10 protein-coding genes are annotated in these 11,669 nt (G+C 58.1%); all 10 read left to right on the top strand.

What is annotated here, in order from left to right; all coding sequences use genetic code 11:
- Positions 1-12: 12 nt before the first annotated feature.
- The 10 genes from AAGF34_RS00895 to AAGF34_RS00850 all read left to right on the top strand — a co-directional run bounded on the left by AAGF34_RS00895 (position 13) and on the right by AAGF34_RS00850 (position 11,659).
- Entirely contained in the window at positions 13-1,977 is a 1,965-nt protein-coding gene (locus AAGF34_RS00895; RefSeq protein ID WP_342618757.1) for a hypothetical protein, read from the top strand.
- A gap of 193 nt (positions 1,978-2,170) precedes the next feature.
- Entirely contained in the window at positions 2,171-3,262 is a 1,092-nt protein-coding gene (locus AAGF34_RS00890; RefSeq protein ID WP_342618756.1) for an acyltransferase, read from the top strand.
- A 79-nt stretch (positions 3,263-3,341) separates the two neighbouring features.
- The gene (locus tag AAGF34_RS00885) at positions 3,342-4,895 is read left to right on the top strand and encodes a glycosyltransferase family 39 protein (protein WP_342618755.1); all 1,554 of its coding nucleotides are present in this window, start codon (positions 3,342-3,344) and stop codon (positions 4,893-4,895) included.
- Positions 4,896-4,952: 57 nt separating this feature from the next.
- Positions 4,953-5,903, top strand: a complete 951-nt coding sequence (locus AAGF34_RS00880) for a glycosyltransferase family 2 protein (protein WP_342618754.1) — start codon at positions 4,953-4,955, stop codon at positions 5,901-5,903.
- A 36-nt stretch (positions 5,904-5,939) separates the two neighbouring features.
- Complete coding sequence (locus tag AAGF34_RS00875) at positions 5,940-6,329, top strand: GtrA family protein (protein WP_342618753.1); 390 nt, start codon at positions 5,940-5,942, stop codon at positions 6,327-6,329.
- Between the two features lie 60 nt (positions 6,330-6,389).
- Entirely contained in the window at positions 6,390-7,706 is a 1,317-nt protein-coding gene (locus tag AAGF34_RS00870; protein ID WP_342618752.1) for a nucleotide sugar dehydrogenase, read from the top strand.
- On the top strand, positions 7,703-8,944 hold the full coding sequence (locus tag AAGF34_RS00865) for a glycosyltransferase (protein WP_342618751.1): 1,242 nt from the start codon (positions 7,703-7,705) through the stop codon (positions 8,942-8,944). Before AAGF34_RS00870 ends, AAGF34_RS00865 begins: the two co-directional genes overlap by 4 nt.
- A gap of 6 nt (positions 8,945-8,950) precedes the next feature.
- Positions 8,951-10,168, top strand: a complete 1,218-nt coding sequence (locus AAGF34_RS00860) for a glycosyltransferase family 4 protein (RefSeq protein WP_342618750.1) — start codon at positions 8,951-8,953, stop codon at positions 10,166-10,168.
- On the top strand, positions 10,165-10,350 hold the full coding sequence (locus AAGF34_RS00855; protein ID WP_342618749.1) for a hypothetical protein: 186 nt from the start codon (positions 10,165-10,167) through the stop codon (positions 10,348-10,350). The genes AAGF34_RS00860 and AAGF34_RS00855 overlap by 4 nt, the downstream gene beginning before the upstream one ends.
- Entirely contained in the window at positions 10,343-11,659 is a 1,317-nt protein-coding gene (locus tag AAGF34_RS00850) for a putative O-glycosylation ligase, exosortase A system-associated (protein WP_342618748.1), read from the top strand. Before AAGF34_RS00855 ends, AAGF34_RS00850 begins: the two co-directional genes overlap by 8 nt.
- Positions 11,660-11,669: the final 10 nt, after the last annotated feature.

The following is an 11,669-nucleotide window of genomic DNA, read 5'->3' as shown; positions in this document are numbered from 1 at the left end:
ATGATCTTGTCCATGCGGTCCTGTCTACGATTGCTGGTGTGCTTTGTACTGCTGGCTTGCAGCGTCAGTGGCTCCACTGCCAGTCTGTCTCCCGTTGAACCCCCGTCGCCTCGCAGCGTGGTGGTCGATCCTGCCCAGTGTGCGGAAGCTGTGCCACCAAACCCGGCTTCTCCGGCTATCGTGTTCCAGTTGGTGGACGGCGAGTGTGTGCGTACGATGACCCTGCTAGGGGCACATGGCCCGAACCTGCCCAGCCAGCCAGCGGTGCAAAACGCCACTGTGCCGCAGGCTCCCACCGCAGGGGAATTTCTGGATTGGGCTCAGCGCAGCTACGCGTCCCTGTTTCCTGGCAACCCGGCCAGCCAGAAGACGCAGGGCTACATCTTCCGTTACTACTCTGGCACCCAGATGTTGCTTGGTGTATCGGGCAGTTCCGTATACGCCATGGGGCCGCTGACCAAGGGGGTGCTGGTCCGATTGGGTAACCTGGGAGACTGGTCGTGCGCCGTGGCGCCTTCCCATTGCGAACATCCGGTTACGGCAACCGAAGCGGATGAGTCCGCCAGAAAGGTTGATGGGTATTCGGCCGAAACGTCCTACAGCAACAGCTATTGCAGCGACAACACCTATCCCAGCCAATGGGAGTGGAATCCGGCCACCGTGGACCCACAGGTGGTTGGCGCCACCTCGGGCACACCCCTTATCAAGCACATACGCAACAACGTGGTCATCGCCACCTACAGCCGGCTTTCGGGCGGACGCAGCAGGCCCAACAATGTGGACGGCAAGGACAATTCGGTGGGGCCGTTCCGGCGCCAGCTGTATACGCAGTGGAAGGACGGTGACGTGTTCGAGGTATATCCGGCTGTGTACGAAGGTGAAGATCAGCAGATCTTCATCGGCCCCAACGCCGAGAACGATGCTGCCTACTACGCCAAGCAGTTCGTGGTGCCCAGGAACATCACCGTGCGGGGTGTCACCGTCAACGGCGTGCGGCCCGTCATCAAGCTGCCGGCAAGCGGGGTCAGCAACAACACCCTGGGCCAGGGAATTATCTACATCGGCCAGTCGGAGAACATCACGCTTGAGAACCTCGACGTCGTCTCCAGCGACCGCAACGTACTGGTTGGCAAGGCGGGTATCTATGTCAATGGCGTACACAATCTGACGCTGAAGAATATCCGCGTCAGTGGCTTTCACAGGCAATCGGCCAACGGCATATTCGGCACGAACGCAAACAACGGGCTGCTGTTGCTGCAGAACGTGGAGCTTGCTGACAACGGCGGGGGCGGTGGGCCCGAGCACAACATCTATATCAATGCCAGCCTGCGTGATCCCAATTTCACGGTCAAGATGACGGGCTCCTGGTCACACAATTCCTACTACGGCCATCTATTCAAATCGCGTGCCCAGATCAATCTGCTGGAAGGCAACTACTTTCAGGGCTCACGGTCTGCGCAGGGAGAGATGCGTGAGTCGTGGTTGGTGGACATCCCTGAAGGGGGAGACCTGGTTTTGCGCAACAATATTTTTGCCAAGAACTATTCCGGTGACTCTACCAATGGTGCTGCCGTTACCTACGGGGTGGAAAAAGGCGCGGGAACCTTTGACATGTCCCGTCCCTGGGCGCTGACCATCGAGCACAACACTTTTGTCACATTCTCGCGTTATTACGACAGCCTGAAGCACGAGACGTATCCTTTCTTCCTCAATAGCAAGGCGCCTGTGGCGCCAGAAAACCTGCACATCCGCAACAACGTATTTGTTGGCTATTGCCAGACCCCTTCACCGAACTGGAAGGCTGGCACTTATTTCGGCACCGGTTATTCCATTGTCAATTTCAATGGCATAGACCAGTCGTTCCGCCTTCGCAATCCGATTCAGGTGAATTCCAGCACAGTGGTGGGTACGCCGGGATATCAGCATCAGCAGTTTGTTAGCCCTCGACGTACCAACACTGTTGGTGCCGTGGACTAGGGGGGAGCACGCAGCCGTCCGGCCAAGTGCCTGCGGCCATGGCTTCGAGGCGTGACTACGGTAGAATCAACATCTTTCGCACGAATAATTCGCCCATTCTTTTGCAGCAGGAAAGTGCCCAGACTTTCTGGCTGTCCGCCAACGGGAAGCTGGCTTGGCCCACCCAAACCGCAGAGCAAACGGGTAACTGTCTATGGTTGAATTGCGCGCGTTGACGTCCTTGCGTGGTCTGGCAGCGTTTTACGTGGTGCTGCTACATTTTTCGACTGCCTTCGAGCACCACGCCGTAGCCACCATCCCGTCACTGGCGCCGCGAGGGTACCTTGCCGTTGATTTTTTCTTTGTACTCAGCGGCTTCATCATGACGTACTCCTATGCGGCGGACTTCCGACAATACGGATTTGTGCGTGCCGCTCCATCCTTCATGATCAAGCGCGTTGCCCGTCTGATTCCGCTGCACTGGTTTATCACATTTGCACTATTGACCTATACATTGGCTGTATCGCCAGGGTTCACTGGTTCGGTCAAGCCAGCGTTTGAATCCGCGAACCCGGTGCGAGATGTGATTTTCAATCTTTTGCTACTGCAAGGTCTGGGACTTGCTCCCAACATGAATGGTCCGTCCTGGTCAATCAGTGTTGAATTTTTCGCCTATCTGGCGTTCCCCTTGTTCCTGAAACTCGTTTTTCACACAAGTTCTTGGATTCGAGGTCTGTTGGCAGTCGGGGCTGTACTTGCACTTGCAGCAACTGCCATGCATGGGCATCGGCTGAGTCTGGAAACGCAAACGGTATCGTGGACTTTGGTCCGCTGTTTTTCAGAATTTGTGCTGGGCATGGTGGTGTATCACAGCTATTCCATGGATCCCCGCGCAAAGCGCTTTGGCACAGATGTCGTCCTTTCCATCATGTTGTTGATTGCGGCCACCATGATGTTGCTGCGCCTGTGGGACCTTGTGGCGGTTTTGACGTTTCCGTTCATCATCCTGGGCGTTGCATACAACAGCAGTTGGGTGACCAGGGTGCTGGACCATCGCTTCATGTACTTCATGGGGGTGATTTCTTTTTCCCTATACATGATTCACTACCCTATTGCGTACCTGGAGCTCAGTCTGGTCAAGCAACTGCATTCCCAAGCGCTTGGTCAGACGGCGGCCCTGGCCGTTGCGTTTGCCGGCTCACTTACGACCATCCCGATCGCTTGGTGCACCTATCGCTGGATAGAATACCCGGGTCGCGACATCATCCGTTCATTGGCAAGGCGATTTGCTGTAGCCCGTGAATGAAGTCGCTTCAAACAACAAGGGCGTAGCGCTCTATCGAAGGGGGAGTGATCTGGCACATTCATCTGGCACGAAAAGCTCGATGCACACCGATGCAGGTGGAGGTATTTGGAGCTGGGTAGCGGCGCTGCTGACGCTCACGTATGTGCTGCTGTTGGTCCGTTATGCTTGGATTGGCTTTTCCGAGAGTGATGACGTTTTTTATGCCACGGCGGCTCAGCAGTGGGTAGGGCACTTTCACTTGGCAGCAAACCACTGGGGACTGCGTCACGCCATTGTCCTGCCTATGGCTCTGGGGTTTGCGGTGTTTGGCCGCAACGAGATGACACTCGTATTTCCCTCGCTGCTGTACTTCGTGCTGCTTCTCGGTTTGAGCTTTGTCTGTGTGCGCAGGATAGCGGGCTATTACGGCGGCCTTCTCGCCGTAGCGCTGGTGGCCTCCACGCCGGTGATCGTCTCCGGCGCTTCCTGGGTAACGACCGACCTGCCGGAGACCTTTTTCCTGTTAGCTTCCGTTTGGCTGTTTCTATATGCTCTGGAGACGGGAGGCCGCGTCTGGCAGTTCGTCTTGTGCGGCATCTTTGCTGGCTTGGGACTGATCACACGGGAGACCAGTGTGGTTCTTGCCGTGTTCTACGGCATTCTGATGATGCGGAACTATGGCGGGCGGCGTGACATCTACCTCTGGATAGGTGTTGGCGTGGCGCTCGTCCTGGCCATTGACACCGCGTACCTGGCGGGCAGTAGCGGCGACTTGTTGTACAGACTGCATATAAGCCAACAGGGTGTGAAAGGTGACAATCCTGACATGGTGGGCCAATTCCAGACCCAGCAAGGGCTTGACCGGTTTGGCTCGTTGACTGCACCCCGCTGGTTGCAGGCCTGGATTGTGTTGTTCTTCAACCAGAATTTTGGCATCTTGCCGTGGTTGGGTCTGGCGGCAACGGTCTATCTTTCCGTCAAGGCTGTGGCCCGCATCAGAACTATTAGCCGCATGGTTCTATTGCTGGCGGCGGTATGGTTTCTGGTGATGTCGTTCGTGTTCACGTTCTTATGGCTCGTGCCACGTTACCAGATTCTCACGGCCGCCGCCCTGGCCATGCCGCTTGCAATCTACCTTGCGGACACGATTCGCAAAGGGCGCATGGTGGTGGCAGTGGGTGTTGTCTGTGCGGCCGCGGGGTTTGCTTTGCTTGCCATTGGTGTATCGGACCGCAATCCTCTCTTTGGGGAAAAGGCGCTGGCACACATTGCAGCACAGGGCACCGCTTCCAGGATAAATACGGACCCTGGCACTTTGCGAGGTGCGGCATGGCTGCTGGATGCAAACGAAAGTGCACAACGTGTTGTCGCTGAGCCGCCGCGTCCGGGCGATCTGTATTTCTTCTACGACCGGCCAAGACGCGGTCTGCCGAAAGACTGGCCCGTTCAACGTCCGGGTTCCGACTGGATTGAGGTTGCGCAAATGCAGGAGCCGCCACGTCCCATGATCGCACTGATATTCGGCATGGGCCTGGAACATGTGTTGCCGGATGCCGTGGCACGCAAGCTCAATTTCCAGCCGCGCCACGCCGTTTTGTTCCGCTTGCCCGCGCCACCGTTGCCAGCAGGTGGGCAAGATTCCACCAGCCGCTGAATCGGTGCCCCGCCTGCTCCACGACCTGGTCCCACATTGAATAGATAGAATGAAACTATGGCAAACACGAGCTTCCGAAATCTGAAAGTCGCTGTCCTGGTGCCTTGCTACAACGAGGGTCAGACCGTTGCCAGCGTGGTGCGAGACTTTCGAAAAGCACTTCCTGAGGCCGTCATCTATGTGTACGACAACAATTCCAAGGATGACACGGTAGCCCGTGCAAAGGAAGCGGGCGCCGTCGTTCGTGGCGAGCGGTCCCAGGGCAAAGGCAATGTGATTCGTCGAATGTTTGCGGACATCGATGCCGACCTGTACGTCATGGTGGATGGAGACGACACCTATGACGCCTCCTGTGTGCCCTCTTTCTTAGAGTACATGCTGGCAAACAACCTGGACATGGTGAATGGTGAGCGCATCCATGAAAGTGAACAGGCTTACCGTTTCGGGCATCAGTTTGGCAATCGCCTGTTGACGGGGCTGGTGGGCACTTTTTTCCGCAAGGAATTCAATGACATGTTGTCGGGCCTGAAGATATTCTCGCGCCGCTTCGTCAAATCCTTTCCTGCGCTCACGCGTGGCTTCGATATTGAAACCGAGTTGACCGTGCATGCGCTGGAAATGCGTATGGCTGTGGGCGAAATGACGGTGGCGTACCGAGAGCGTCCGGAAGGGTCGATCAGCAAGCTGAGCACGTACCGTGACGGTTGGCGGATCCTCACAACCATTGCGCGCTTCCTGAAGGAAGAGCGTCCCATGCAGTTCTTCGGTGCCTGCGGAGCCGTGCTGGCCATTCTGAGTCTGGGTCTCTCCGTGCCGCTGATCATGACTTTCCTGGAAACTGGCCTGGTGCCCCGTCTGCCTACGGCAGTTCTGGTGGTTGGCTTGATGTTGACGGCTGTTCTCAGCGTGACGGCAGGCCTGATCCTCGATACCGTCACCCGTGGCCGCCAGGAGATGAAGCGACTGCTGTATCTCTCGGTTCCTGCCACCCAGGGGGAACGTGTGTGAGCCACGGCGTGCCGCGCGTTCCCGATGCCACAACCCATGCGTGATTTTGCGCGCTTCGTGGTGGTGGGGGGAGTCGGCTTTGGGGTCGATGCTGGCGTGATGATGGGCCTGCTGCGATTGGGTGCACCCCTGCTAGCGGCACGTCTGGCATCCTTCGGCTTGGCCGTCACCGTCACATGGACCCTGAACAGGGCCTGGACGTTTTCACACCCGCAGCCGCGCAGGGCGCGCCGCGCCTACATTGAGTACCTTGCTGGTCAGACTATGGGTGCCGGCATTAATTTTTCGGTTTTTTTTCTCGCCCTGGCATGCTGGACTGACCTGAAGCAGTACCCGCTGGTTCCCTTGGCCTTAGCCTCGGGTGTTGCCATGGTTTTCAATTTTCTGGTGGCCAGGCATCTCGTGTTCAAGCCGGGACGCGGCTAGCTGTGTAGTTCCAAGTAGCATTCGTTTTTGCCACTTCGGAGGCGTTTTGAAAGGGTAGGCATGAAGATTTCCGTTTTTGGTTTGGGGTATGTGGGTGCCGTGTCCTGTGGCTGCCTTCCCGAACTGGGTCACGACGTGATTGGTGTGGATACCAATCCGCTCAAGGTCAAAATGATCAACGATGGCCAGTCACCGGTGGTGGAAGAGGGCATCAATGAGCTGATTGCGTCTGCCGTCCAGGCAGGCAAGCTCCAAGCCACTCCTGACGTGGAGTATGCGGTGCTCAATACCGACGTTTCGCTGATTTCGGTGGCCACGCCCTCCAATCCCGATTATTCGCCCAATCTCACGGCGGTAGACGCCGTCATTCGATCCATTGGTCAGGTGTTGCGCAAGAAGAGCACGCCGCACGTCGTGGTATTGCGCAGCACTGTCCCGCCTGGCACCACCGAAGGCCGCATATTGCCCATTCTGGAAGAAAGTTCCGGGCGCAAGGTGGGACAGAACCTGTCGCTGGTGTTCAACCCCGAATTCCTGCGGGAAGGCTCTTCCGTCAAAGACTTTCACAACCCGCCGCAGACCGTCATCGGCAGCCTGGATGAAGCGGGGTACCTGGCTCTGGAGCAGATGTACGAAGGCCTGCCCGGTCAGTTCGTGCGCACCAGCAACGCCGTGGCCGAGTCGGTCAAGTACCTGTGCAATGTGTTCCACGCAATGAAGATCGTGTTTGCCAATGAAGCCGGGTCGGTGCTCAAGGCCACCGGCCTGGATGGTCGCGAGGTCATGAAGATATTCTGCAACGACGCGCAACTCAATATCTCTCCAGCGTATCTGCGCCCGGGATTCGCCTTCGGCGGCTCATGCCTGCCCAAGGAGGTCAAAGGCTTCCTGACACTGGCTCGTGGCCTCAACGTTCCCATTCCCGTGCTGGGGGGCCTCCTGGATAGCAACGAAGCGCACATCAAGCGCGCATACGATCTGATCGCCCGTGACGGACGGCGCAAGGTGGCGCTCTTCGGTCTGGCATTCAAGCCCGGCACGGACGACATGCGTGACTCGCCGCTGGTGGCGCTGGCAGAGCGGTTGCTGGGCAAGGGCTTTGACCTGTGCATTTATGACGGTTTTGTCAAACTCAGCCGGCTGCTGGGCAAGAACAAGGAATTCATTGAGCGAGAAATTCCGCACCTGGACAGGCTTTTGCGCGAATCGCCAGAAGCTGCGCTCCACGACGCCGAAGTGCTTGTCATCGGCCATGCCGAGCCGCAGGTGCGACAGCTGATTGTTTCCCGGGCAAAGGGACGGCGCATTGTTGATTTGTCGGGCTATGCGGAGCTGCGCAACCTGGACGGCGTTGAGTACGAGGGCATTTGCTGGTGACGCCACGCAAGCCTCGGCTGGTCTTCGTTTCGCCGGTCTTTCTTTTCCCCAACGATGCGGGCGGAAAGATACGCACCACCAATATTTTGCGTGGGCTGAAAGGTGGCGCCTTTGACATCACGCTGGTCAGTGTGGCTGATGAGGCCCAACAGCGGCGTTGGGCTGCAGAGATTGCCGGCGTGTGCGACCGCTTCGTTGCGTGGCAACCGGCACCAGAGCGGCCCAAATGGTTGCGTGCACTGGACTTGTTGCGCGAGCTGCCCGTCAACGTAGTGGCTGACCGCACAGAGGCTGGCGCCAACGCTGTGCGGCAACTGGCGCAGGCGCCGGGTGATCTCATCGTGTTTGATTTCGTGCACAGCGCGGTACTCATGCCTGAGCAACTGCGGCAAGCCAGCGTGTGTTTCACCCATAACGTGGAGGCCGAGATCTTTGCGCGTCACGCCAGCAAGGCGAAAGATGGGGCGCGACGATGGATGTGGTCCTCCCAGTACCGCAAGATGGCCCGCTTCGAACGCGACGCGTTGGAGCGCTTCACCACCGTCATTGCCGTCTCGGAGCGCGACGCGCAGTTCTTCCGGAATTCCTATGCCATAGCAGACTGCCACGCCATTCCCACTGGCGTGGATCTGGATTTCTTTTCCTGGCAGGTTCCGCCGCCCGTGGATGGGGTGCACCCCCCCACAGTGGTGTTTACCGGTTCCATGGATTGGACGGCCAACATCGATGGAGTGCAGTACTTCTTGAATGAAGTCTGGCCTCTCATTCTGCGGCGGCAACCCAATGCGCGCTTCGTGGTCGTGGGGCGGAACCCTCCGAATATGCTGAAGGCACTGGGACAATCCGCCCGTAACGTGGAGTTCACTGGATTTGTGGACGACGTCCGACCCTATGTGCATGCGGCCCATGCCTTTGTCATACCGCTGCTGGTGGGTGGAGGCACACGCATCAAGGCCTTCGAGGCCATGGCGATGGGTTGTCCCATCGTCTCCACGTCACTGGGCACGGAAGGTCTCGGCGCTGAGCCGGAGCGTCACTTTCTTGAGCGCGATGGTGCGCAGCCCATGGCCGATGCCGTGTTGGCACTCTTGGAGGATGCGGCGTTGCGGCAGCGCATATCAAGCGAGGCTCGCGCAGTTGTGGACCAACGCTTTGGCCACAAGGTTGCGGCTGAAGTGTTCGAGAAGATCTGCCTGGGTGCCTTGGAACGCCACCGCACCCATGCTGTCACCCGCTGAACCCGTATGACTGCCCGCCCCATCCGAATCCTGCTTTTTTCCACGCTGTATCCGAATTCGGTGCGCCCCATCCACGGCATATTTGTGGAAACCCGGTTGCGCGAACTGCTCAAGTCAGGCCAAGTGCAGGCGAAAGTCGTAGCGCCGGTCCCTTGGTTTCCCTTCACACATGCGCGATTTGGTGAGTACGCCCTGCACGCCCGTGCACCTCGCTTCGAAGTGCGCAACGGCATCGAGGTTTACCATCCACGCTACTTTCTGCCCCCCAAAGTCGGCATGAACCTCGCGCCTTCACTGCTGTGGCGCGGCGCATTGCCAACCATTCGCAAGCTGATTGCCGAAGGATTCGATTTCGACCTCATCGATGCGCACTACTACTACCCCGACGGTGTAGCCGCCAGTTACCTTGCCAAGGCATTGGGCAAGCCCTTCACAGTGACGGCACGCGGCACCGATCTCAACCAGATACCCGAATTTGCGCGCCCGCGCCGCCTGATACTGGAGACTGCCGCCCAGGCAGGTGGCTCGATCGGCGTTGCCAAGGCGCTGATGGTGCGACTGGCCGAATTGGGGGCCGACCCGGCCAAACTGCATGTGATGCGCAATGGTGTGGATCTGGAGCGGTTTTCTCCCCTGCCTCGGGAAGTCGCCCGCCAGCAACTGGGCCTGCAACTCCAGGTCCGTTACCTGCTGTCTGTCGGGCATCTGATCGAGCGCAAAGGGCATGACATCGCCATCTCTGCGCTCCCCCTGCTTCCTCCCGATGTGCAGCTGTTGATCGTTGGCGCGGGCGCAGAGCGTCACAATCTGGAGGCGCTTGCCCAGCGCCTAGGTGTCAAGGAACGTGTGCGCTTTGCCGGCGTGGTGCCCCAGACCGACTTGAAGTGGTGGTACAGCGCTGTCGACGCGCTGGTGCTGTGTTCCAGCCGGGAGGGGTGGGCCAATGTGCTTCTGGAATCCATGGCCTGCGGCACGCCGGTCATTGCCAGCAATATCTGGGGCACGCCGGAAGTGGTCGGTTCCCCCGACGCCGGCGTGCTGATGCCCGAGCGCACGCCAGCGGGATTGGTGCAAGGCTTCGAGGCCCTGTATGCGCACTATCCGGAGCGCGATGCGACGCGCCACCATGCGGAGTCCTTTTCCTGGGACGCTACCACCCAAGCGCAGCTGCAGTTGTTTTCCGACATTCTTGGCAGAATGAACAGGGGAGGTATCACAAGTTGATTGAAGCAGGACTCCTGGCGCTCGCCCTGTTCGGCATGATGCTGTTGATCTGGAATGTCTATCGCTCCAGCAAGCGGGGCGCGCGCAAGACGTTGGGCATTTTTTCGTACGCTGAGTTGCTGGAAAAGCCAGTTAAACCCGCAAAGCCCGGGGCTGCCAAGAAGGTAAATCCGCATGCGTGACCTGATGTTGTTTGGCGCCATGCTGGTGTTTTTTGCACTCGCAGTGGGCAATACCTTCATTGCCTATATGCTGTGGGGCTGGGCGGGTTTGGCTGCCGTCAATTACTACGTCTTCGGCTTCATGCAAACGCAGCCGATCGTGCAGGTATTTGCCATCATCACCCTGGTCCTGATAGTGATGGGCAAGGATGATGAGCGACAGCCTTTTGCCCTCAACCGTACATCCAGCATATATCTGGTCTACACCGCTCAAGCGCTTGTATGCGCAACGCTGGCTTACCCAGATCTGGCGCGAAATTGGGAATTGGCCGTCAACCTCATCAAGACTCTTTTGTACTGTGTGCTGATGCCCATGGTGCTGACCAGTCGTTACCGCATTCACGCCTTTGTCGTCATGCTCGCCATAGCCACTGGTCTGCACGGGCTGCTGGATGGGCTGAAGTTCATAGCCAATGCCGGCAGGCACGTCGCCATGGGCATAGGCAAGTTCGGGGACAACAACCATTTTGCGCTGGTGCTCGTGATGTCGCTTCCCTTGTTGATTTATATCTCGCGCTTCGTCAGCAGCAGGCTGATCAAACTCGGCTTTATGGGTGTCACCGTACTTACCGTGCTGGCAGTTGTGGCCACCCATTCGCGTGGAGGCCTGGCCTGCATGGTCGCAGTGGCCTTGTGGTTCATTGCCACTAGCAAGCGCAAAATGGCGGGATTGCTTCTGGTGTCCGTATCTGCCGTTCTGGTGGTCGCCATGGCGCCTGCAGATTGGACCGAACGCATGAACACCATGCGCGATGCGGGGGCTGACAACTCCTTCATGCAGCGTGTCTCTGCGTGGAAAGTCAGCAGCGCCATCGCCCTGGAAAATCCTGTATTCGGTGGTGGTTTCCACGCGGTGCAGGCTCGCCCGGTGTGGGAGCGATTCCAGAATGCCCCCAGCCTGTTGCCCACCATGCAAGGCATGGACTTCAACATCGCGAGAGCTGCGCACAGCATTTATTTTGAAGTCATGGGAGATGGTGGCTTTCTGGGGCTGATCATTTTCCTGACTGTCTTCCTTAACGCAATTTTCACGGCGCGTACGGTGATCCGAGAAGCGATAGCGCTAGGCCCGGAATTTGAGTGGGCCAGGAACCTTGCAGAAATGCTGCTGTTGACCATCATTGCCTACTTGGCCGGCGGCGCCTTGTTATCTGCGGCCTATTTTGAGATGCCCTACATCGTCTGTATGCTGCTGGAAGTGCTAAAGCTCCACCTTCGCCGCGAACGACGTCTCACAGACTCCAACGGCGCCCGCAAAGCGGTCGCATAGTGGGCGCTGC

Source organism: Rhodoferax sp. GW822-FHT02A01, from assembly GCF_038784515.1.
Lineage (GTDB): Bacteria > Pseudomonadota > Gammaproteobacteria > Burkholderiales > Burkholderiaceae_C > Allorhodoferax.
Note: the sequence above shows the minus strand (reverse complement) of the source record. Positions and strands in the feature narration are given on the sequence as shown.